This is a genomic window from Clostridium hydrogeniformans DSM 21757 (assembly GCF_000686705.1).
GTDB lineage: Bacteria > Bacillota > Clostridia > Clostridiales > Clostridiaceae > Clostridium_Z > Clostridium_Z hydrogeniformans.
In genome coordinates, this window is record NZ_JMLJ01000015.1 from 1 (window position 1) to 22,872 (window position 22,872).

General features: G+C 28.9%; 22 protein-coding genes, 1 tRNA gene and 1 other RNA gene. 2 read left to right on the forward strand and 22 right to left on the reverse strand.

Going from position 1 to position 22,872, the window contains the following annotated elements:
• Positions 1-743: 743 nt before the first annotated feature.
• From BR69_RS0109540 to BR69_RS0109595, 13 genes are all read right to left on the reverse strand, one after another.
• Positions 744-1,724, reverse strand: coding sequence for a DUF4097 family beta strand repeat-containing protein (locus BR69_RS0109540; RefSeq protein WP_027632993.1), 981 nt, complete (start codon positions 1,722-1,724; stop codon positions 744-746).
• 10 nt (positions 1,725-1,734) lie between these two features.
• Entirely contained in the window at positions 1,735-2,352 is a 618-nt protein-coding gene (locus BR69_RS0109545) for a DUF1700 domain-containing protein (RefSeq protein WP_027632994.1), read from the reverse strand.
• The gene (locus BR69_RS0109550) at positions 2,339-2,662 is read right to left on the reverse strand and encodes a PadR family transcriptional regulator (protein ID WP_027632995.1); all 324 of its coding nucleotides are present in this window, start codon (positions 2,660-2,662) and stop codon (positions 2,339-2,341) included. Before BR69_RS0109550 ends, BR69_RS0109545 begins: the two co-directional genes overlap by 14 nt.
• Before the next feature lie 708 nt (positions 2,663-3,370).
• Entirely contained in the window at positions 3,371-3,625 is a 255-nt protein-coding gene (locus BR69_RS0109555) for a pro-sigmaK processing inhibitor BofA family protein (protein WP_027632996.1), read from the reverse strand.
• A gap of 51 nt (positions 3,626-3,676) precedes the next feature.
• On the reverse strand, positions 3,677-3,934 hold the full coding sequence (locus BR69_RS0109560) for a YaaL family protein (RefSeq protein ID WP_027632997.1): 258 nt from the start codon (positions 3,932-3,934) through the stop codon (positions 3,677-3,679).
• Between the two features lie 362 nt (positions 3,935-4,296).
• Positions 4,297-4,725, reverse strand: coding sequence for an NUDIX hydrolase (locus BR69_RS0109565; RefSeq protein WP_027632998.1), 429 nt, complete (start codon positions 4,723-4,725; stop codon positions 4,297-4,299).
• A gap of 510 nt (positions 4,726-5,235) precedes the next feature.
• Positions 5,236-5,832, reverse strand: coding sequence for a recombination mediator RecR (gene recR / locus BR69_RS0109570; RefSeq protein WP_027632999.1), 597 nt, complete (start codon positions 5,830-5,832; stop codon positions 5,236-5,238).
• A gap of 193 nt (positions 5,833-6,025) precedes the next feature.
• A complete protein-coding gene (locus BR69_RS0109575) occupies positions 6,026-6,370 on the reverse strand; it encodes a YbaB/EbfC family nucleoid-associated protein (RefSeq protein ID WP_027633000.1) in 345 nt (114 codons plus the stop codon).
• A 193-nt stretch (positions 6,371-6,563) separates the two neighbouring features.
• Positions 6,564-8,201: a DNA polymerase III subunit gamma/tau gene (dnaX, locus tag BR69_RS0109580; protein WP_027633001.1), complete on the reverse strand. Its 1,638-nt coding sequence runs from the start codon at positions 8,199-8,201 to the stop codon at positions 6,564-6,566.
• Between the two features lie 380 nt (positions 8,202-8,581).
• Positions 8,582-8,743, reverse strand: a complete 162-nt coding sequence (locus BR69_RS21510; protein ID WP_084315400.1) for a helix-turn-helix transcriptional regulator — start codon at positions 8,741-8,743, stop codon at positions 8,582-8,584.
• Between the two features lie 25 nt (positions 8,744-8,768).
• On the reverse strand, positions 8,769-9,506 hold the full coding sequence (locus BR69_RS0109590) for a hypothetical protein (protein ID WP_027633002.1): 738 nt from the start codon (positions 9,504-9,506) through the stop codon (positions 8,769-8,771).
• Positions 9,507-9,835: 329 nt separating this feature from the next.
• An RNA gene (ffs, locus tag BR69_RS21515) (signal recognition particle sRNA large type) lies at positions 9,836-10,099 on the reverse strand.
• 11 nt (positions 10,100-10,110) lie between these two features.
• Positions 10,111-10,200 (reverse strand) — tRNA-Ser (locus BR69_RS0109595).
• A 491-nt stretch (positions 10,201-10,691) separates the two neighbouring features.
• Here BR69_RS0109595 and BR69_RS0109600 point away from each other — a divergent pair.
• Both BR69_RS0109600 and BR69_RS20310 read left to right on the forward strand, forming a co-directional pair.
• The gene (locus BR69_RS0109600) at positions 10,692-11,378 is read left to right on the forward strand and encodes a TIGR00266 family protein (RefSeq protein ID WP_027633003.1); all 687 of its coding nucleotides are present in this window, start codon (positions 10,692-10,694) and stop codon (positions 11,376-11,378) included.
• A 125-nt stretch (positions 11,379-11,503) separates the two neighbouring features.
• Positions 11,504-12,184, forward strand: a complete 681-nt coding sequence (locus tag BR69_RS20310) for a hypothetical protein (RefSeq protein ID WP_051623562.1) — start codon at positions 11,504-11,506, stop codon at positions 12,182-12,184.
• Positions 12,185-12,320: 136 nt separating this feature from the next.
• Here BR69_RS20310 and BR69_RS20315 read toward each other — a convergent pair whose 3' ends face one another.
• The 9 genes from BR69_RS20315 to aroB form a co-directional block, all read right to left on the reverse strand.
• On the reverse strand, positions 12,321-13,142 hold the full coding sequence (locus BR69_RS20315; protein ID WP_051623563.1) for an ABC transporter ATP-binding protein: 822 nt from the start codon (positions 13,140-13,142) through the stop codon (positions 12,321-12,323).
• 13 nt (positions 13,143-13,155) lie between these two features.
• Positions 13,156-14,148, reverse strand: a complete 993-nt coding sequence (locus BR69_RS0109615; RefSeq protein WP_027633004.1) for a FecCD family ABC transporter permease — start codon at positions 14,146-14,148, stop codon at positions 13,156-13,158.
• A 1-nt stretch (position 14,149) separates the two neighbouring features.
• Positions 14,150-15,103, reverse strand: coding sequence for a FecCD family ABC transporter permease (locus tag BR69_RS20320; protein ID WP_034849657.1), 954 nt, complete (start codon positions 15,101-15,103; stop codon positions 14,150-14,152).
• An 816-nt stretch (positions 15,104-15,919) separates the two neighbouring features.
• Positions 15,920-16,678, reverse strand: coding sequence for a LytR/AlgR family response regulator transcription factor (locus BR69_RS0109625; RefSeq protein WP_027633005.1), 759 nt, complete (start codon positions 16,676-16,678; stop codon positions 15,920-15,922).
• Complete coding sequence (locus BR69_RS0109630) at positions 16,675-17,787, reverse strand: sensor histidine kinase (RefSeq protein WP_160169945.1); 1,113 nt, start codon at positions 17,785-17,787, stop codon at positions 16,675-16,677. The genes BR69_RS0109625 and BR69_RS0109630 overlap by 4 nt, the downstream gene beginning before the upstream one ends.
• Before the next feature lie 569 nt (positions 17,788-18,356).
• Positions 18,357-18,791 carry a type II 3-dehydroquinate dehydratase gene (gene aroQ, locus BR69_RS0109635; protein WP_027633007.1) on the reverse strand — a complete coding sequence of 145 codons (435 nt, stop codon included), beginning with the start codon at positions 18,789-18,791 and terminating at the stop codon, positions 18,357-18,359.
• 380 nt (positions 18,792-19,171) lie between these two features.
• Positions 19,172-20,251, reverse strand: a complete 1,080-nt coding sequence (aroC, locus tag BR69_RS0109640) for a chorismate synthase (RefSeq protein ID WP_027633008.1) — start codon at positions 20,249-20,251, stop codon at positions 19,172-19,174.
• Between the two features lie 28 nt (positions 20,252-20,279).
• Entirely contained in the window at positions 20,280-21,545 is a 1,266-nt protein-coding gene (gene aroA, locus BR69_RS0109645) for a 3-phosphoshikimate 1-carboxyvinyltransferase (RefSeq protein ID WP_027633009.1), read from the reverse strand.
• Between the two features lie 83 nt (positions 21,546-21,628).
• A complete protein-coding gene (gene aroB, locus BR69_RS0109650) occupies positions 21,629-22,693 on the reverse strand; it encodes a 3-dehydroquinate synthase (protein ID WP_027633010.1) in 1,065 nt (354 codons plus the stop codon).
• Between the last annotated feature and the right edge of the window lie 179 nt (positions 22,694-22,872).

Consider the following 22,872-nt stretch of genomic DNA (forward strand, 5'->3'; position numbering starts at 1 on the left):
TAAAAGAATTGCTGGTTCTTTATCTTAATCTGTTTAATTTTCAAAGACCATGTCGCCCTCAAGCGACTTCTTTATGTTATCACTTTTATTTTTTCCTGTCAACAACTTTTTTTAATATTTTAAAATTAATTTAAAGTGTTGATTTAAGTTCTTTTCTTGCGACAACGTATTTCATAATATCATATATAAGAGTTAATCTTGTCTATTATCTTATAGTGTAATTTATAACTTATACTACTTATACTCTTAGTTTCTATGTTTTTCTTTCTTATAAGTATATTGATACACTAGGTTATGTTTCTTTTATGTTTTATATACTTATACCATATAACCACAGGATTTCTTAAAATTATATACTTTGTTTTCCTTAAGAATATAGATCTCTAATTTTAAAACTCTATTATTCTACATAATAAACTCTATGACCTTATCACTTAACTTCTATTTTCTTCCTCATTATTTCTAAATCCTATTCTTTACTCTAGTAATAATCATTCTATATATTTTTACACTTCTTCTTTATACTTCTCTTAATTTATATTCATCCCTGAAGTTTTTCATATTCTCCTACTTATTATAATTACTCTCTATCACATAGAGTTTATTTTAAAACAAAAGTACCCTATTTCATAATTCATATGTATGAAATAGGATACTTTTAACTTATTATTCTTATATATTCTTAGTCTATTGATTCTATACGCACAATAAATTTATTTTAATATGCCTGTTCATCATCCTTATTAATTGGATTTTATTCTTATATCTCCACTAGTTGTAGATATTGAGGATGATATCCCTCCTGAATTTACTTTAATAGATCCTTTTGATTTTTTTATTATCCCTGAGGTGTTTAAAGAATTATCCAAAGATACATCCCCTGATACTGAATTTATATCAAATTCTATATTTATACTAGGGTTTATATAAAGATCCACATCTCCAGAAATTGAACTTATTTTCGCCGAATCATTTATCTTATTCATTTTCAGCCTAATTTCTCCTGATGTAGTCTTTAATTCTATGGCTCCCTCAAAATCATTTATATTAATATCCCCCGAAATCTGGCTGCTTTTTAAGGTAGAACTTATAAGCTTATTTATACTAACACTTCCTGATGTTGAATTTATCTCCATATCCTTAGTTTTTATATTATTACATCTTATATCTCCAGATATAGTTTTGATCTTCATACCTGTAGTATCTAAGTTAACCTGAGATAAATCTACATCTCCGCTTATAGTAGAAATGTCCATAGCTTTTGAATAACTTTTAGGTATATATAATGTAAGACCTGCATCTGAAAAATTTATATTCATTCCACTTGGAGATGTTTGTTTTACATTTACCTCTCCATTAGAACTAGTCAATATTAACTCTATATCACTTGATGATAAAGTTCCTCTCACTGACCCCTTCAAGTCAGCCCTTAACTCTTCCCCATCATTATAGATAACTTTTACATCTGAAAATGTGGTTGATACATTTATTTTAGATATATCTTTTAAACTTATAGATTCACTTCTCTCCAAATTAAGTTCATTTCCATATCCTCTAAAATTATTCCTTAGGAAACCATTAAAATTTCCCCTATTAAAAATATCATATATAGTACCACCTGAGCTTAAAATTATTAAAGCTCCTGCTCCATAACATATAAACACTAGTGATACTAATACTAAGACAAACTTCTTTATTTTAAAATTTTTAGATTTAATAGTCATATAGCACCTCCTACTGTAAAGATTCATATATAAATTTATAGAATTTCTTAGTTAAGTCAATTAGTAACATAACTAAATATACTGCTCCAATTAAAACTAGAAGTCCTAAAGCAGAGGTACCTATCCCAATAAATATCAAAGCAGACAGTGGTAGTGCTATAGGGCTAAAGAACATAGTCCCTACAGTCCCAGTTACTCCACCTATTAAGAGACCAACTCCACCCAATGTAAGACCAACACCAGCTCCAAATATACCAATGAGCAATCCACCTAATCCTGCAAGGGGTCCTAAAGCTAAAATAATGATAACTATTAAAATAATCATTGATAACACTTTTTTATTTTCATTACTGCTGCTTTTAACATTACCACTACTTCCTGCATAAGTATTACCAGTATAGTTATTAGTGGTATTGGTATTATTATTCTTATTACTCTCACTGTATTGTCTTGCTATAGTTACAGGGTCACCTAACTCTTTAGCTATTTCTTCTTCTGTCTTTCCTTCCGCTCCCCCTACTGAGAAGTGTTCCTCATAGTCATATAATATTTCTTGCATTTCTTCATTAGTGAATCCTCTTAAGTTGTTTTTTAATACAAGTAAAAATTCTTCTTTATTCATTATCATCACCTACCCCTAATGTGTTGTTTACACTTTCTATGAATTCTTCCCACTCATTTATGAGTGCCTCCTTAGTGTTTAATCCAAGTTCTGTTATTTTGTAGTATTTCCTTGGGGGTCCCTCTTGAGATTCCTGAAGATAAGTTGTAAAATATCCTTCCTTACTCAGTCGCCTTAAGATAGGATATATAGTTCCATCAGATATTTGAATATTTTCAGATATCTTGTGTATTAATTCATATCCATAGTAATCCTTTTTAGCTAGTAAAGATAATACACATAATTCTAAAACACCCTTTTTTAATTGAGAATTCAAATTAATCACCTACCTTATTATTAATATGCTATATAAATTAAATCTTGTTTAAATGTAGGTTTTTTACTATAACCTTATTAATATGCGAGTCTATTCTATCAAACTCAATATTCTTATTCATTTAACAAACCAATAATTCTACTTAACTAAAGTCAGCACAAAAATTTTAATTTTTATATTAACTATAGTATATCAGTTAGTATTATACATTACAAGATAGTAAACAATAAATATAACTTGACTAAATAACTTACTCATAACATTATTACCTCTCAATTAATACAATATATGATATAGTAACCATTTTTTTAAATCTTCATATACTGATTCTAGAAGAGCATTTTTAAACAAAACAAGCTCTCCCACAAAAGATGCCTGTCTTTATTTAAGAAAATTTTATCCATTCTCCCATCTAAATTTAAAGCAGACTACCATAAGCCCCCTTCGGTAGTCTGCTTTTATTTTCATTTTTAAATCTCTATGAACTTTATATATTAAGAAGCTTTTATTCCTCTATAATTAATTTTAAAAAATAATTTTTATTTTTCATTTAATAACTTGTCCATACTTTTTATATTATTTACTTTTATCAGTTATACCTAAGAATTTCTAATATGAGCTCTCGCATCCTTTAAGTCCCTGAATTTCTATTAATCCTATTTTTATAACTTCTAAAATAACCTAGACTTATTTATTTTTTAACCTTAATTATATAAACATCTTATATATAATTAAAAATATAACCCCTGGCACTCCAAAAAATCCTGCTATTAGAGCTGTACCTATATTTATACCTATTTGAACTCCAAAACTAGCTCCAACTAAGTTTACTATCCACAGAAGAATTGCCCCTAGTACTCCATTAACACAAAGTTTTATAAAAATCTTTATTGGCCATGAAAATATAGTTACTATTATAAATAAACCTACTATAGCTCCTATAAATGCTATTAATGCCTCCATTTCATACCTCCTATCCCTTTAATATTTATACTAATATATTAACATAATATGCTAGGAAGCTACTATATTACAGTTTAATCCTAATCTTTTTGCTTCTTTAATTAAATAATCGTATTTGGCCTTCACAGCTGCCTCTGTATAAACAGCTACTTCTATTAACTTAGGATCTTGTACATTATCAAAATAATTTCTTATAGCTTCCAATTCACATATAACCTTGTCTATAGCTTCTAATAATTCATCTTTATTACTAAATCCTTCTTCACATACCTTTAATTTTATATTATTAATTATAAAACTCTTATTCATATAATCATAAACCTCCTATTTTATATCTCTTCTTAATTATTGACACAAATAGGTGATTTATTCTTTATAAGATACCATATCTTATATGCCCTTATTATCCTTAAAATCATTAATATAAATCTTATACATTCTATATAAATAAATTCTAAGCATACATATACTTTTTATGTTCTATACTTTTATATTTTTTTATCTTAAATAATCCTTTACCTTCAATTTCTTTATATGTATATCTTAAAGTAATATAAGGAATATATTAACTTTTATAAAAATATCTTTACCTCCTTATTTAGTTATAATAGCTTATTAAAATAGTCTAATCCTTGAAATATCTGAAAATCTTCTCTTAAAACTTCAGCCACTTATACACTTTCCTCTAAAAATTTAAGAACCTTTTCAAATAAAAAGGGGTGCATTAGTGGGTAAGTTAGGTTTTCTGGTATAGTATCAAATAGTCTTACTTCACCTATTTCTGAATAAGGTAATTCTCCTAAATTAAATACATCAGCATAGAATACCTGTCCAAAAGACTCTCTAGTTTCCCTCTCTACTGAATAGATACATACAGGATATAATTTAAAGTCCTTCGCTCCAGTTTCCTCAATCAGTTCCCTTTCTGCTGTATTATCAATTCTTTCGTTTCCTTCCCTATGTCCTCCTGGTATTTCCCAAGTCTCTCTCTCTTTATGCCTTACATTTATCCACATATCATTATATTTTGATACTATAACTGCATATTTTAATTTTTCATCTTCAATAGCATCTAAATCATAAAATTTTACATTAATCAATAATCCTCAACACCTCTCTAAATCATTTTACGGAACTTTATCTAATCATAACTTCTTACATAATTTCATGTAATTATACCATTTTTTTCTAACACGTGCTATGAAATGATTATCACATTTTTTAATTTATTACTCCATACTAGTTCATCATTTAAAAGTCACTTTTTAGTTCTAACTATTAACAGTTATATATCTTCTTGATTATATAAAGTGTTTCATAATACTTTTATATAAAATCTCCTTAGTCAATACAAGTCTTTTAATGACATAAAAACTTAGTATCACTCTATAATAAACAATAAAAAAAGTTCAGGTATAAACTTTTTTAATCAGCCTATACTTGAACTCTTTTATCTGATGGCTATAATCCGTAATACCCCCATCCACGTATAAGGTGGGGGATAACATTTGCTATGCCCTAGATTAACTTATCTAACCTTCATGCGGTAGAAAGACCCCAACCTAAAGGAAGATTCGTTTTATATTAACTAAATAAGATTTCTTCTTAATCTATAGTTCTCGTCTTCCTTCAAGAGCCTTAGAAAGAGTTACCTCATCAGCATATTCTAAGTCTCCACCTACAGGTATACCATGGGCTATTCTAGTCACCTTAACCTCTAATGGCTTTAATATCTTAGATATGTACATTGCTGTAGCCTCTCCTTCAATAGTAGGATTCGTAGCAACTATAACTTCTTTTATGCTTCCATTCATTCTAGATATAAGTTCCTTAAGTTTTATATCAGCTGGTCCTCTTCCTGCCATAGGAGAAATATTTCCATGTAAAACATGATAAACTCCATTAAATTCTCTTACCTTTTCCATTGCTATTATGTCCTTAGGTTGCTCTACAACACAAACTAAGGATTTATCTCTATGAGGATTAGCACATAAAGCACACGGATCTTTATCTGTATAATTTCCACAAATAGAGCAATATTTTATAGTCCCTCTAGCTTCAATTAAAGCTTTAGCGAACTCTTCCACCTCATCTTTAGGAAGATTTAAAACATGTAGGGTCAATCTCTGAGCGGTTTTATATCCTACACTTGGTAGCTTGGCAAATTCTTCAATAAGCTTTTCTATTGCTACTGGATAGAAATCCATTAAGCATCACATCCCTTAACTTAAAATTTATATTTAAAATCTATGCTTCAATTCTATATAAACTTATCTTAACCTAAGATTACACTTAAAATAAGAAAATAGTAATATTTATATTATTTTAAACAACTATATAAATTGTTTTAGGCATACAATTACATTGTACGCCTAACTTAAAACTTAAGTCTAAACTCTATTAAAACATTCCTGGAATATTCATTCCACCAGTTACCTTCTTCATTCCTTCTGATGTTTCATCTTGAGCATTCTTTAGTGCTTGATTAACTGCAGTTAACACTAAGTCCTCTAACATTTCAACATCATCTTCATCTACAACTTCAGGCTTTATCTTAATTTCTAAAACTTCATTCTTTCCATTAACTACTGCTTTAACTGCTCCGCCACCTGCTGTAGCTTCAAAACTTTTACTTTCAAGATCTTTTTGCATATCTTCCATTTGCTTTTGCATCTTTTGAGCTTGCTTTAATAAGTTTTGCATATTTCCTCCGCCTAAGCCTCCTGGAAATCCACCTCTTGCCATATAAAATCCTCCTTAAAATGAACTTAATTTTTATTATATATTATTTTCTCTTTTAATACTATATAAAGTGCAAGTTTTAAAACAAAGCTTACATCTTATATATACCTACTATATCATTATTATTTATCCTATCTTAATATGTGAAAGTTATAAACTTAAACTACTTCACTTTCTAACCTTATAATAAGTGAAATTAATCTATAATCTCCACCATATCTTCTCCAAAGGCAGCCTTAAGCTTATCTTCCTTGGATTCTGTAACTTCCTTCTCTTCTTTTTCTATTGTGTACTTAACCTTAACATTTTCTCTTAGCACCTCTGAAAATGCACTATCTACTGATTTTCTGTAATCTTCTTTTTCAAGTCTTTGTTTATTAAATGAAAATTTCTCTTCATATTTTATTTCTATTACTCCATTTTTACAAGAATATAATCTTCCTGTTATAAGGGAGGCATATATAACCATCTGTCTTCTGCTTTTAAAAGTTTCTAGTATATCCTGCCAAGCCTTCTCTACCTTAGATATGTTAAGTTCAGAGTTCTCATTAAAGTTTTCATCTATTTCCTCTTTAACTTCTTCTCTCTTTACCACCTTAGGTTTTGGTGTATCTTGTGGAAGGTTCTTTCTTTGTTCATTTATACTTAGCTCTTCTTGTGGCTCTGTTGAAACAGCTATTTTCCCACTTCTTAAAGCACTTTCAAGTTTGTTTATTCTAGCTAGTATAACCTCTGGAGAGTTATCAAACTCTATTCTACACATTTTTATAAGAGCTAATTCTAGATATATACGTCCCTGTTTGCTCCACTTGGATTGTTCTTCAGCCTCTTGAAGAATTCTTATAAATCTCATGATTTCTTCTATGCCTATCTTATCAGACTGCTTTTTCAAAAGTTCTATGTTTTCAAGAGACATATCTAAAACCTCTTGAGGATTATTGCTTACCTTTACCATAAGTAAATTTCTCATATGAGTTGTAAAATCCTTTATAAATGTTTGAATATCTTTCCCCGCAAAGACTATATCATCAATTAATCTCATTGCCTTTTCTGTATCCCTACCTATTGCACATTCCATAAGATTTAATAAGTGTTCGCTGGTTACAAGTCCAAGCATCTCTATTATATTATTATATTCTATCTTTCCACCACCCATAGCTATACCCTGATCTAGTATGCTTAAGGCATCTCTCATTGCTCCATCACTCATTCTTGCAACTAAGTCAAGACTCTTATCTTCAGCAAAAATCCCTAATCCATCTGCTATCTTCCTAAGTCTTGCAGATACATCCTCTGTTTTAATTCTTTTAAAATCAAATCTTTGGCACCTTGAAAGTATAGTTATAGGAAGTTTCTGTGGATCTGTAGTTGCTAATATAAATACTACTCTCTTTGGAGGCTCTTCAAGGGTTTTAAGAAAAGCATTAACAGCTCCTTGGGAAAGCATATGAACCTCATCCATTACATAAACTTTAAACTTCGCTTCTTGAGGTGGATACTGTACATCATCTATAATATCTCTTATTTTATCAACTCCATTGTTAGAAGCTGCATCTAATTCCGTAACATCAATAGAAAGCCCTGAATTTATTTTTTTACACATATCACATTCATTGCAAGGCTCACCCTCTCTTAAATCGAGGCAATTTAAGGCCTTAGCCATTATCTTTGCAGTAGATGTCTTTCCCGTACCTCTAGTACCACAGAAAAGATATGCATGGGCTGTTCTTTCCTTAAGTATTTGGTTTCTTAGTGTTATTGTTATATGATCTTGACCTACTACATCCTCAAAAATCCTAGGTCTCCATTCTCTATATAAGGCCGTATATGCCACGGTCATCACCTCTTAGTCTTATTATCATTTATTATAAGGGTATCATACTTCATAAATATCTTAAACACCTATAAACTTAGTTTCCTAATTTTATTAATAATACTATTATATAATCACAAGTTATCATCTATACTTTTTATAAATCTTATAATATGTAAAATACTTTTATAATACCATTATAACCTTCATTAATTATATTTTAAACTAGCATATTATTACTATGTATTTATACTATGTACTTATATAAAATATAAATTACTTTGTAAATTTATCTAAAAAACAATATAAACTCAAAGAAACTTATTGTCTCATTGAGTTTATTAAAAATTAATCCTTTATTTATACTCTACGTATATAAATACATCTTCTATATTTTTATTTTAAAATCTAGAAATTTTAAAAGCTGACTCTAAAGGTGTAGAGTAACGATTGTTTACTATGTTGGATATAGTTTGTTTTGATAATCCTGAGCTAGATGCTAACTCCTTTTGAGTAATGCCAGTTTCTTTTAATATCTCTTTAACCCTACATACTACAGACATAAATTTTCTCTCCCTCTTAACCCTACTAAAAATTACTTATATATTGTACTATTTCTTTCTCTATAGCATCATTAGGCCTTATGCTTAAAATATAACTTTTAAACTTTTCCTCTACCTCTTCAACAGATTGTTGAAAAACTTCTTTAAAGTTCTTTTCAAACCCTATGTTTCTTAAAGAACTTAGTTGTACATAAAACCCTTTAAATCTCTCAATACCAAATAGTGATATAAGATACTCAGTGAAGGCCCCTGCTATAGGGTATGTTAAAATATCACTATACTTAGAAAATTCCTTATTATTTATTAAATCAGTTATACTTACATATTTATTCCTTTTTAAATACTCATGTACCCAAAAATTATTATCTATTCCAAACCAAACCCTATCAAAATACATAGCAAGTCCTTCTCTTATAAACGTACTTTCTGGTACCCCCAAAGTATTATATGAAATTATATGAGCATCCTCATGATATCCTATGCATTTATTTTTTTCATTATAAACAGCCCATATTTCATTAGGCATCCTAGAAAACCCACTACAAGGTTCATTATCTCCATAACTAACCCCTACTTCTTCCCTAGAGTTACATAAAAAATATTTTATTTTACCCTTCATAGAAACCTTAAGAACTTTACTTATATGTTTATTACACTGTTCCTGAATATTTATTATATTTTCTATATCTTTTTCCCCTAAACTATCTTTTATATAGTGAAATATATAATTATCACTATGCTTTATACTCCATTTCCCCTCCATGTATAAATCCCCCTTATTTTTACTTTATTAACCTTCAATTCTTTATATATGGTTTTAAGTTTTAAAATTAATTTATAAATCTACCTAAAACAAAATAAATCAAGAATATTTTTCATGAATAAATTAAAAGTGTATATAAAAAGTCCCTTATTATTATATTATGCAAAAGCTTATGTAATCCTTTAACTCACTGTAAATTTAATTTTTATTCATATTATCTTTCATCATATTAGCTAAATAGCCCTTAGATCCCCAGGTATGGATTGTAGTATAAAAATACAATAAAAAAAGGATATACAAATGTATATCCTTTAATATGCTTATGTAGACCGTGCACCTCATGTCGACAATAACTCATAAGCGTTACCCATACAGTTAGCTCAAGCCAGATTGATCCACGGCACACGGAAGGGACTACTTATCGCTGCTTCCTTCCGGATCTGACGAGGTTCATAGCTTTCCGTTGCGTGGGACCCGACTCTCAACACCACTTATATGGGCCAGACCCTACGAATTAATGCCTCGATGAGGAATTCGACCCTGCTAAGGCGGATTGCAGGTACAGGGCACCGCCAGCTCCCCATCTAGCACGGCAAAAATAAAATGGCGGAGAGAGCGGGATTCGAACCCGCGGTAGAGTTGCCCCTACACACGCTTTCCAGGCGTGCTCCTTCAACCGCTCAGACATCTCTCCAAGTTATTTATTATGCTACACATATTTAATTGTTACATTGGTTATTATAATACAGCATTTTAAGTAATGCAAGTATTTTTGCAAAAATATTAAGTGGTATTTTATTCTTAAAAAAGAAATCTACAATAATTATACATAAAGGTTATATATAATTTATTCTATAAACTCTTATTTCTATATCTATTTCTAATATAGTATTTTTATGAATATTTATTTATAAGAATTAATTTAATTTGGATAACTTTATCAGTATGCAACAATCATATTTAAGATAATTTATATATCTACATTCTTATGAAGTCAATCTTAAGAATATAACCTTTTAAAAATGTAAAACCTTTTATTAAGCTAATAATTTAATATCTATTTAAGAGAATTTAATATTAATTTAAGAGTATTTTTTAAAATTAATAATATAATTAAACTATATTAAAAAATTGAATTTTAAGAGCTTAATATATAAAGTAGTAAAGTTAGAGGAGTGATTATTCATGCATTATTCAATAAAAGGAGATAACTTTCCCGTGGTAGTATGTGAAATGACAGAAGGGGAATCTTTAATCACTGAAGCTGGTGCTATGGGTTGGATGAGTGATAATTTTAAGATGGATACCAATATGAAAGGTGGCCTTATGGGCGGAATATCTAGAATGTTTTCTGGAGAATCTATATTTTTAAACACCTATACTTGCTCTCATGGAGTAGGGTCTATAGCCTTTCCATCCTCTTTTCCTGGTAAACTTATTGCAAGAGAACTTTCAGCCGATGAGTCAATAATATGCCAAAAAGGAGCTTTTTTAGCAGGTAGTAATACTCTATCTTTAGAGGTTCATTTTAGAAAAAAATTGAGTACAGGATTCTTTGGTGGGGAAGGCTTTATTCTTCAAAAGGTCACTGGACCTGGTATTGTATTCTTAGAATTTGACGGATATATTGAAGAAATTCTTTTAGCTCCTGGAGAAAAATTGAAAGTTGATACAGGTAATGTAGCTATGTTTGAGCCTTCCGTTAACTTCGATATAGAAATGATTAAAGGGGTTAAAAACATGCTCTTTGGTGGAGAAGGTCTTTTCTTAACTACCCTTACGGGACCTGGTAAAGTATATGTTCAAAGTATGCCTATTCAAAACTTAGCTGGTAGATTATCTCATTATATGTATACTGGAAGTGAAAAATAATTTAATTATATTCTTAAATATTATAGATATAGTTTTTATTAATTTAAATGGCAATGTTTATGAAATCTCTTCATGAACATTGCCATTTTCTGTTATAATCTAATATGAAGAGGGGGATTAAAAAAATGAAAAAGAAAGACATTTTGTGGGGTTTTAGTTTAATACTTATTATTTTCTTCTTAGTGTATCCTTCAACTCATGAAATATTTGTTGGAGCTACTAAGTCATATCCTTATATTACAGGTTTTGTAAAGGTTTCCTTACTTGCTACTATGGGTGAACTTCTTGCCATAAGGATTAAAGATGGCGATTTTATAAAGCCAAAAGGTCTTATATTAAAATCTATAGTATGGGGATTCATAGGTGTTGTTTTTGTAATCATGTTTGATTTATTCTCTAGTGGTGTTTTATCTGCAAAATCTAAGGGGTTGCTACCTACTCTATCTAATTCAACCCTAGATAGGTTTGTAACCGCATTTTTTACAAGTGCCCTTATGAACTTAACCTTCGCTCCTACCTTTATGAGTTTTCATAGAGTAACGGACACCTGTATTGACCTAGGTACAACTAACCTAAATAGAGTTCTAAAATCTATTGATTGGAGTGGGTTTATATCATTTGTAGTTATAAAAACTATTCCATTATTCTGGATTCCAGCTCATACCTTAACCTTTATGCTACCTGGAGAATATAGGGTCCTATCTGCATCATTTCTCTCCATAGCCTTAGGTGCCATACTAGCGCTTGCTAAGAGACCTGTAGCTAATAGTAATAGTAATAGTAATAGTAATAGTAAGTCATTATAGATACAATAATAGAAAATAACAAAGGAGTATAACTAATTATATAAAAACTAGTTATACTCCTTCTTTATATGTAAATTATACTTAGTTTAATAATATTAAATCTACTAACTTTTAAGATTTAACCCTATGTAGTAATTTAATTTTCTACCGCTCCACACATCTCACATGAGTCACATATATCACATACTTCACAATGTACACAGGTTATTTTATTTCTATAAGTCATTATATCAGCATTAATTCCATATATTAATTTTAAGTTTTCCTTGGTTATAACCTCTTTAGGACTTCCCTCTGCTATTATATTTCCATCCTTCATAGCAATTATATTATGAGAGTAACTTGCTGCTTGATTAATATCATGTAATACCATTATTATTGTCTTATCTTCTTCTTCATTTAGCCTCTTTAATAGATTAAGCACTTCTAACTGATGCATTATATCAAGGTAGGTTGTAGGCTCATCTAGTATTATTGTATCCGTTCCTTGAGCTAAAGCCATGGCTATCCATACCCTTTGTCTTTGCCCTCCTGATAAGCTATCTACCTTTGAGTTTTCAATATGCTTTAAGTTAGTTACCTCTAAAGCCCAATCTATATACTTATAATCCTCATCTGTTAATGAAGAAAATGGTTTCTGATAAGGAAATCTTCCATAGGCCACAAGGTCTCTAATCTTAAGCCCTTCTGGTGAGGTTGTTATTTGAGCTAAAAAGGCTAACTTCTTAGCTACTTCCTTTCCCTCTATCTTACTAATTTCTTTTCCTTCTAAAAGTATACTTCCGCTTTCTCTTTTTAAAATCTTACCAATAGTTTTTATTAAAGTAGATTTACCACATCCATTAGGTCCTATAATAGATGTTATTTTTCCTTTCGGAATAGCAGTTTCTACCCCATTTATTATTATTTTCTTTCCATATCCAACAGCTAAATCACTTATGTTTATTATATTACTCATAATATCCTCCTAATTAATTATTCTTTATCATTAAATAAAGAAAATAAGGTGCTCCAAGTACAGATATAATCATTCCCACCGGTAGTTCTCCACCGCTTGATAGAACTCTTACAAGAAGATCAGCTGCCATTAAAAGCACTGATCCTACTAACATTGATATAAAAATTAGCCTTTTATGCATTGGTCCAACTAAGGCCCTTCCTATGTGAGCAGCTACAAACCCTACAAATCCTATGGACCCAACCATTGCTATAGATGAACATGAAAGAAGAACTGCCGCAAATATAAGCTTAAATCTTTCCTTCTCCACATTAACTCCAAGAGATGTTGCTGTATGCTCTCCTAGATTAAATACATCTAGATATAAGGCTTTATATACTATGTATGGAATAAGTATTACTACCCAAGGCAGTATTGCTATAATTCCATTCCAACTACTTCCCCATAGGGTTCCTGACATCCATAGAGTTGCAAAATTATAGTCTCCATTAGATAGACTCATAGTTAAAAGTAAGGTTAAAGCACTATAGGCTGTACTTAAACATATTCCTGTTAGTATTAACCTATTATTGTTAACACCCTTTTTCCAAGCTAAGGAGTAAATTATAAATAAAGATACTATCCCTCCTGCTATAGAGAAAAACGGCATAATGTATGCAAAATTTGAATTGAGACTCTTAGCTCCATTAGCAAATAAAGTTAAACAGACTATAACTACAAGGCTTGCAGCAGAATTAACCCCTACAATAGATGTATCTACTAATCCATTTCTTGTTATGGATTGCATTATAACTGCTGATAAGGCTAGAGCTGCTCCTACTATAATTGCCATTACTACCCTTGGCATTCTAAAGTGAAATAATATAACTTGTTTCTCTGTAAGTAATTCAATAATAGATATATTGGTACTTCCTAAAGTAACTCCTAATACAAATAATCCTACTAAGGATAAAGTTAGTACAGAAGTCCATAAAATAAATCTTTTCTTCTCATTTGTAACTTCCATATTAAAATCCTCCTTCTGTTTTTCTTGCTAAATATAAGAAAAAGACAACTCCTATAATGGAGGTTATTGTTCCAACTGGAGTTTCAAAAGGTGGTCTTATCATTCTTGATATTAAATCTGAGTATACTAAAAGTATACTTCCTAAAATTCCTGAGGTTATTATTATTTTAAAATAGTCTTGTCCAACAAGCTTCCTAGCTATATGAGGCATCATAAGTCCTATAAAACCTATGTTTCCAGCCATAGCTACCGCTGCTGAGACTAAAAAGAGTACTGCTATCATAGAAAATAGCTTTACCTTATTCACATTAACTCCTAAATTTAAAGCTACTTCTTCACCAAAACTAAGTGTTGTTATTTTTCTTGATAATCCTATAGATAATACTATTCCTATTATTATAAAAGGGATAAACCCCTTAAGCACTGACATACTTACTCCAGAAAGTCCTCCTGAAAACCACATATAAACATTTTGAGACATATTAAACATTCTTCCCACTATAGAGGTTATGCCTCCTAAAAATGCGCTAATAGTTGTCCCTGCTAATGCTAACTTAACAGGGGTAAGTCCATTAGGAGAAAACCTGGATATGAAATAAACTACCATAACTGCTAGTAAGGATCCTAAAAATGATGCCATTGATAATCCTAAAAATGACACACTTGGCCATACTATCATTACTAAAGTTATCATAAAGGATGCCCCACTACTTAATCCTAGCAAAGTTGGAGATGCCAATGGGTTCCTAGTTATTCCTTGCATTATTGCTCCTGAAATAGCTAATGCTGCTCCAACCACAATAGCTGCTAGTGCTCTTGGAATTCTTATTTCCTTTATTACTTCTTCAGTATCTAGGAATCCATAGGATATGGATAACTTATATCCTAAATATATAATTAAAATTCCTATAACTACTAAAACTATTCCTTTTATCTTATGTTTTGTACTATTCATATGTTGCCTTCCTTTATAATGATAATTATTCTCATATAAAAATGTATTTCATACGCCCTACTTAGTCAACAAATATAAAAAATTTGTGTTGTTTTTTATAAAATGATATATGTTTTTTATAAAGTAATTAAGTTTTGTTTAAAAAATAACTATCCTTCTTTCCTATATTACCTAATCTTAGTTTTTAAATAAAAAAATTAGAAGTAGACATAAATATGTATACTTCTAAAATTAAAGTCATCCATCAAAATTATAAATTTCTTAAAACTCTTCCCTAAAATAAAATAAATTTAATCAAATCCTGACTTCTATTAATTATTTATCAATTATTTGTTCCTTAACTTATTAAATTATCATAATAAGTTCTTAAATATATCTTACCCTAATACTTTCTATTTTTTAACTATGATTTCGTAACATGTAATTATTTAAGCATAACATGAATATATATTCATTCTATATATTAAAACCTTCCTCTTAAATCTAAAGTTTCTCCTATTAGAATATAATTTAAAATTAAAGATACATATAGTGTTTTAAGTTTAAAAATTAATTTATACATCTATTCAAAGAAAGATAAATTAAGGATATTTTTAAGGAATAAGTTAAGTGTTTATGTAAAACCCTATATACTATAGAATTTTGACTTAATTATAGGTACCCTCAATCTAACATTTAATTATTACTTAAATTTTTCTTTACTAATCTTAGAGATAGTTGTAAAAAAACTTTTAGATAAGTTTAGATTTTACCTTGGATATATATATAAATTAAGGCCATCCATAGACCTAACTTATGGATAACCTTTAAAAATTACTATATTAATTTTTCATATTTATCAGTAAAACCTTTTATTATATCTTTAATATAATTTCTAGATACAAAGCACTGTTCTCCATTACTCATATGTATAATCTTCGATTTTTTATCAATAAAGCTTACATTGTTGATATTTACAATATATGATTTATGACTTCTATAAAACCGATTATCCAAAGACTCTTTAATCTCTTTAAGAGTTCCTAAAAATTCTATCTGCCTCTTCACACAATGGACTCTAATTTTATGACCACTGCCAACAGTTTCAAAGTACATTATGTCGTCACAGCTTATCTTTCTTACAATATCCCCCATAGATATTGTAAATATGTCATTAATATTATCTTCTTTTTCATCACTAACTCTTTTATTTATTATATTAAGACATTCATAAACCTTATTTTTAACATTAGAATAATTATCTTTTATGATATAATCCATAGCCTCAACCTTATATTTAAAAGTTAAGTAACTCATCTCTTCATGAGATGTAATAAAAATAATAAAGGATAGATTATCATCTTCTCTGATTTTATCTGCTAAAAGAATTCCATTTATAATAGACTTAAGATTCACATCTAATAAATATACATTAGGCTTATGATCTTTTTTAGAATACTCTATTACCTCATAAGGATCTCCTGTAACCAAAGCCATATTCATGTTAAAGTTATGTACACTTATTATTTCTTTAATAATATCAACTATTTTTTCCCTTTGAATAGGATTATCCTCACAAACTATTATATTAATCATAAATTACCGCCTACATTCTCTACTTTTATTAATTGTATAACTTGTCCATTATCTATAGTCGTCTCCATGAATACCTTTTCATACTCGCTTAAAATTTTTTTCACTATAGTAAGTCCTAATCCTCTATCCCTTCCCTTAGTGGAAAATCCACTTTGAAACATCTCCTGAACCTTCGCAATAGGTTCTACATAGTTATTGCTTACAACTAATACAACACCATTCTTACTTTTCACTATAGAAAGCATAATCCTAGGTTCTTTATGCTCTACAGAAGCCTCTATAGCATTATCTAAAAGTATTCCCATTATCCTACAAACATCTATTATATTCATGTTTATGAAGTTAATTTCATCGCTAATATCTACCTTTACCTCTATTTTAAGATAATCAGCCCTAAGTAACTTAGATGATATTAATCCTTTAAGTTCAAGTATCTTCAAATTACTTAATAAGGGTAATGTATTAATTTTTTTATTAAGATTCTTATTATATTTTATAATATTATTATTAAAATATTCTCTTAAACCTTCTAAATCTGAATTATCTATATATCCACTTATAGTTAATATAATATTAGTATAATCATGTTTCACATTCCTTATTTCACTATATAAACTCTCAATATTCTTAGTATATTCATTTAAATTACTAAGATTTCTAATTTTATGTCTATACTCTATTCTTTTAACTAAAAGGTCTGACAAACAATAAAGTAATATAAAGTTTAAAAGAAAATAAAAAATAAATATATCTGTATTCATTAAATCTAAACACTTTTTAAATCCCATTCTACTTCCAATGGTAGAATTCATATACAAAATTATAGCTATATTCATTATAGTTAGTACAAGAGTCGCTATAATTTTACAATGTTTTTTTCTAATAATTTCATCTAAGTTGAGTTTTTTAATATATTTTCCTATGACCTTACTTTCTATAAAGCAAGCAGCTGATACTAATACATATATACCTATCGCAATTCGTCTATGGTGTCCTCTTAGGACTCCCTGTTGTATAGTTGGTAGGTTCCATACTAAACGTGATATTATAGAATGATTCATTGCAAATAATATAATAGAAATAGATACAAAGAAAAAATTTTTTAGCATATTATTATTTCTCTTAAATAACATAGCTTGTATAAATATTAAGACTATAGGAATTATAAAAAAATAGTTATAATCTAACATTTTCAAACTAAAAGTTAGAATAAAAAAAATACCTAATATAAATTTTTTATTTATTATATTTATTTCAAAATTATACATATTTGATATTAATATAAACTCCCAAAATAAAGCCTTATAAAATATCAAATACTCCACCCCTTTTAGAATATAATTGATTTTTAGTAATATTATAGCATGTTTTAAAACTATTTTGAATATTACTTATTCTTGTTGTTATTATGTAAAATGTTGTAGCCTTTATTTTACATGGTAGTAATAAGCCTGATATCTTTTATATACTGATTATCACTTATAAGAATAATAATAGCTTCTTCATTAAAATTAATATAGGTTTTAATCTTAATTTTACACTTTATAAAATCTCATGAAAACTCAAAACCATAGGTAAATAGAAATTTAATTTCTGTTATATCTATGGTTTTTTTATTCTAGTTTATAAATATATAGTTTAAATTAGGATTTCTATTTTATAATAAACTAATATTTCTTTATTTAATAAAATTAATAAGGCCCTCCATTGCTAATATATAACCATATTCACCAAGACCACTTATCTGCCCTATACATGCTGGAGCAGTTACCGACTTATGCCTGAATTCCTCCCTCTTATATATATTGCTTAAATGAACTTCAATACATGGAATATTAATAGATTTCAATGCATCATATATTGCTATAGAATAATGGGTATATGCTCCTGGATTTATTATTACTCCATCATAATTTTCAAAATGTGCATCTTGGATATAATTTATTATTTCTCCTTCTATATTATTTTGAACTATATCTATATGTACATTTCTTTTTTTTCCTTCACTTCTTATATAATTACATATACTTTCATAAGTTTTATCTCCATAAACATTTTTTTCCCTTATTCCTAACATATTTATGTTAGGTCCATTTACAATTAAAAACTTCATATATATTCTCCTTTCTATAGGCTATCCATAATAATTCTTTCCCCTTGAATTTGCTATTTAAACTTTCATTCTTAACCTTTAATGAAATATTAAGCTTTTCTAATAAACCTAAATATTAACTCTTTATTACTATATTATAGATAAACCACCTAGAAACTCACTCCTTTCATACACATTAAATAATAATAGATAGCGATTTAGTTTCAATTATCATATGGTATATCTATATAATTAAAAACTCTAAAGTTTTCCTATTAATGTTAAAATAAATCCTTATTATTTTTGTGATTTTTATCTATACTTCCTAACTAAACTCCTAATAGTATTAACTAAATTTACTCTCTTATATAATTTAAAAATCTCTAAGACCTCTTACCTACTTATTTTAATTCCATAAGATCCGTAATTGCTATGGCCGCAATGGCTTCGATCACAGGAACAGCTCTCTGAACTATACATGGGTCATGCCTTCCTTCTACTTCAATTTCAGTATTCTCTTTTTTACTTATATCTATAGTCCTTTGAGGCTTTAATATAGATGCAGTAGGTTTTATAGCTACTCTAAACACCACTGGCATACCATTACTTATTCCTCCAGTTACTCCTCCATTATTATTACTATAGGTTTTTACCTCTTGATTTTCATAATAATATTCATCATTTGACTCTGAACCTTTAAGTTTTGTTATTTCAAATCCACAACCGAACTCTATACCCTTAACAGCTGGAACTGAAAACGCTAAATGAGCTATTGTGCTTTCTAGAGAATCAAAGAATGGATTTCCAACTCCTCCTGGAATACCCGTGATGATACACTCTATAACCCCACCTACTGAATCCTTATTTTTTTTGGCATTTAATATGCATGACTTCATTTCTTCTTTAATCTCATCATTTATAACTGCCATATCTTTTAATTTTAATGATTCTAAGATTTCAACAGGTGGATTACAATAGTCTATATTTTCATCCTCTATGTGAGCTATAGATTTTATATGACTTAAAACTTTAATTCCTCTCTCCTTAAGGATTTGCTTAGCTATTGCTCCAGAAAAAACTAAAGGAGCAGTTATCCTCCCTGAAAAGTGTCCTCCCCCTCTATAGTCATTAAACCCTCTATATCTTAATACTCCAGGATAATCAGCATGTCCTGGTCTCATTATATTCTCCATTTTTGAATAATCTCTAGATTTTTTATCCTTATTCCTTATAATTGAGCATAGTGGTGTTCCAGTAGCTTTTCCATTAAACATTCCACTTAATATTTCAAATACATCCCCTTCTTTTCTTTGGGTAGATATTAAGTTTCTTCCTGGTGCTCTTCTTTCCATTTCTTGTTTTATATTATCAATATCTATTTCAAATCCACTTGGAATTCCATCTATAGTTATTCCTATAGCTTCTCCATGAGATTCTCCAAATATTGAAAGCCTAAAGTTATTTCCCCACATTCCGCTCATATATATCATCCTCCAAACAATTTACTCCTTAAACATAGTAATACTCTCCACCTAACTCTTTAAAGTCCTCAAAAAACTTAGGATAGGATTTCTTAACACACATAGGATTTCTTATAATAAGTGAATTATTACATCTAGTAGAGGCTATAGCTAAAGCCATGGCTATTCTATGGTCATCCCAGCTATAAACCTCTCCTCCTGTAAAGCTTGTTACCCCATCTATTATAAGCCCATCCTCTTTTTCTATTATATTAGCTCCTATTTTATTAAGCTCCGTACTAATAGCTTTTAATCTATCACATTCTTTTATTCTAAGTCTAGATGCATTCTTTATTATAGTAATTCCTTCACTTAAAGCTGCAACTACTGTAATAACTGGTATAATATCGGGGCACTGGGCTCCATCTACTATAATTCCCTTTAGCTCATTCTTTTCAGCCTTTATGTATTCCTTCTTAACCATGCTGGAACCCATAGATTCTAATATGGTTATAATTTCTTTATCCCCTTGGAGGGACTCTTCACTTAGATTAAAACATCTTATATCATTGCCAATGGCTCCTCCACATAAGAAAAATGCTCCTTGGGAATAATCTCCTTCAACATAATAATTTTTTGACTTATACTTTTGATTTCCCTTTACTATAAACTCCTTATAGTTTTTATTATCTATTTCTATCCCAAAATCTTTCATAGTAGCTAATGTAAGATCTATATATGCCTTAGATTCAAGTTCTGTATTTATTATTAATCTAGAATCCTCTTCTAAAAGGGGTAGAGCAAACAAAAGACCACTTATAAATTGAGAACTTATATTTCCATTAACATAAAAATCTCCAGGCTTTAATCTTCCTTTTATATTTAAATCTAATATATCTTCTTTAAAACTGTAATCTATATTTTTCTCATCAAATATATCATAGTAAGGTTTAAGAGGTCTTTTCCCTAAATTCCCCTGCCCTATAAACCTTACCTTATTATCATTTACTATTGATATAGGAATTAAAAATCTTAATGTTGATCCTGATTCATTACAATCAATAGTTATATCTTTATCCTTAAAGCTCTTTATACCTTGAACTATTACACTTCTATCATTAACTTCTATATTAGCCCCCATTGCCCTCATTCCTTCTATGGTGGCTATAATATCATCAGATAAATCAATATTTTCTATATGGCTAACTCCATTACTTAATGCAGCACAAATTATGGCCCTATGTGCCATACTTTTTGAAGGTGGTATATTTACATCTCCATTTAATAACTTAGGATTTATTTTTAATAATTTCATTAATATTTTCTCCTATATACCATAATAATTCTTAATTTACTTATTAACTAAATAAAATACTTAACTACCACAATAAGTTAATATTATATTGTTACAGAGTCAAAAAAACTAATATTTTCTTTTAAAATAAAAGCTTCTCCTATGTCTTTAATAACTATTAAATTAAGATTATTATTTAAATTCTTTTTATCTAATTTTATATTTTCTATAAATTTCTTTTTATCTTCAATATTTATTTTACAAGGTAGGTTATGCTTAAGAAGTATTTCTTTTAATAACTGACTTACTCCTTCTTTAGCTATTTTTTTCTCCTCACTTAAGATTGTAATTAAGTGCATTCCTATGGCTACTGCCTCTCCATGGGTAAATACCTCATAGTTATAATATTTTTCAATAGCATGCCCTAGGGTATGACCAAAATTTAGAATCATTCTTTCTCCAGTATCCCTCTCATCTATCTCAACAATTCTTCTTTTAATATCGCAACATGTATAAACTATATCTTCTATATTTTCCATAACCTCTTTCCTGCCCTTAAGATTCTGAAGCATAGAAAAAAGATTCTTATCCTTTATACATCCATATTTTATTACCTCTGCCATGCCATCATTAAAAAACCTATCTTCTAAGGTATTAAGAACCTCAGTGTCTATAATAACTAACTTAGGCTGATAGAAAGCTCCAACTAGATTTTTCCCTCTATGTAAGTCTACAGCTACCTTTCCCCCTACACTACTATCTACCTGAGCTAAAAGAGATGTTGGAACTTGAATAAAACTAATCCCTCTTAAGTATGTGGCACTTACAAATCCACCTATATCCCCTATTACTCCTCCACCAAAAGCTATTATGAGATCACTTCTTGTAAGATTAAAATCTAAAAGTTCCTCATATATATATGGTAATGTATTAAAATCCTTAGTCTTCTCTCCTGGTTTAAGGACTATTATCTTTACATTAAACCCTTCTTTTAAAAGTTCTTCTTCAATACTATTTCTATAATATCTACTTAAATTTTCATCTGTAATTACAGCTATCTTATCTCCATGAAAAACTTTTTTTACTTCCCTTCCTATGTTACTTAGGATTCCTTTATCTATTAAAATATCATAACTGTTTTCTTTTAAGTTAACTCTTAATTTTTTCATATTAAATCCTCCTATAGCAGTGTGATTTAACTTATCTTATGAATACCTACTAAATAATACTTCAGCAAATGATTTTCTATAATTATATTCCTCTTCATCGCCTTAAGACTTATTAATATTGATACTCTATCCCTTAATTTTAACGGTAAAGCTTTTAAGTTTCTATAAATATACCCTAT

Coding starts and splice junctions, on each gene's coding strand:
- BR69_RS0109540 (WP_027632993.1), bottom strand. CDS start 1,724: ATGACTATTAAATCTAAAAATTTTAAAATAAAGAAGTTTGTCTTAGTA.
- BR69_RS0109545 (WP_027632994.1), bottom strand. CDS start 2,352: ATGATAATGAATAAAGAAGAATTTTTACTTGTATTAAAAAACAACTTA.
- BR69_RS0109555 (WP_027632996.1), bottom strand. CDS start 3,625: ATGGAGGCATTAATAGCATTTATAGGAGCTATAGTAGGTTTATTTATA.
- BR69_RS0109560 (WP_027632997.1), bottom strand. CDS start 3,934: ATGAATAAGAGTTTTATAATTAATAATATAAAATTAAAGGTATGTGAA.
- recR (WP_027632999.1), bottom strand. CDS start 5,832: ATGGATTTCTATCCAGTAGCAATAGAAAAGCTTATTGAAGAATTTGCC.
- BR69_RS0109575 (WP_027633000.1), bottom strand. CDS start 6,370: ATGGCAAGAGGTGGATTTCCAGGAGGCTTAGGCGGAGGAAATATGCAA.
- BR69_RS21510 (WP_084315400.1), bottom strand. CDS start 8,743: ATGTCTGTAGTATGTAGGGTTAAAGAGATATTAAAAGAAACTGGCATT.
- BR69_RS0109590 (WP_027633002.1), bottom strand. CDS start 9,506: ATGGAGGGGAAATGGAGTATAAAGCATAGTGATAATTATATATTTCAC.
- BR69_RS0109600 (WP_027633003.1), top strand. CDS start 10,692: ATGCATTATTCAATAAAAGGAGATAACTTTCCCGTGGTAGTATGTGAA.
- BR69_RS20310 (WP_051623562.1), top strand. CDS start 11,504: ATGAAAAAGAAAGACATTTTGTGGGGTTTTAGTTTAATACTTATTATT.
- BR69_RS20315 (WP_051623563.1), bottom strand. CDS start 13,142: ATGAGTAATATAATAAACATAAGTGATTTAGCTGTTGGATATGGAAAG.
- BR69_RS0109615 (WP_027633004.1), bottom strand. CDS start 14,148: ATGGAAGTTACAAATGAGAAGAAAAGATTTATTTTATGGACTTCTGTA.
- BR69_RS20320 (WP_034849657.1), bottom strand. CDS start 15,103: ATGAATAGTACAAAACATAAGATAAAAGGAATAGTTTTAGTAGTTATA.
- BR69_RS0109625 (WP_027633005.1), bottom strand. CDS start 16,678: ATGATTAATATAATAGTTTGTGAGGATAATCCTATTCAAAGGGAAAAA.
- BR69_RS0109630 (WP_160169945.1), bottom strand. CDS start 17,787: ATGCTAAAAAATTTTTTCTTTGTATCTATTTCTATTATATTATTTGCA.
- aroQ (WP_027633007.1), bottom strand. CDS start 18,791: ATGAAGTTTTTAATTGTAAATGGACCTAACATAAATATGTTAGGAATA.
- aroC (WP_027633008.1), bottom strand. CDS start 20,251: ATGAGCGGAATGTGGGGAAATAACTTTAGGCTTTCAATATTTGGAGAA.
- aroA (WP_027633009.1), bottom strand. CDS start 21,545: ATGAAATTATTAAAAATAAATCCTAAGTTATTAAATGGAGATGTAAAT.
- aroB (WP_027633010.1), bottom strand. CDS start 22,693: ATGAAAAAATTAAGAGTTAACTTAAAAGAAAACAGTTATGATATTTTA.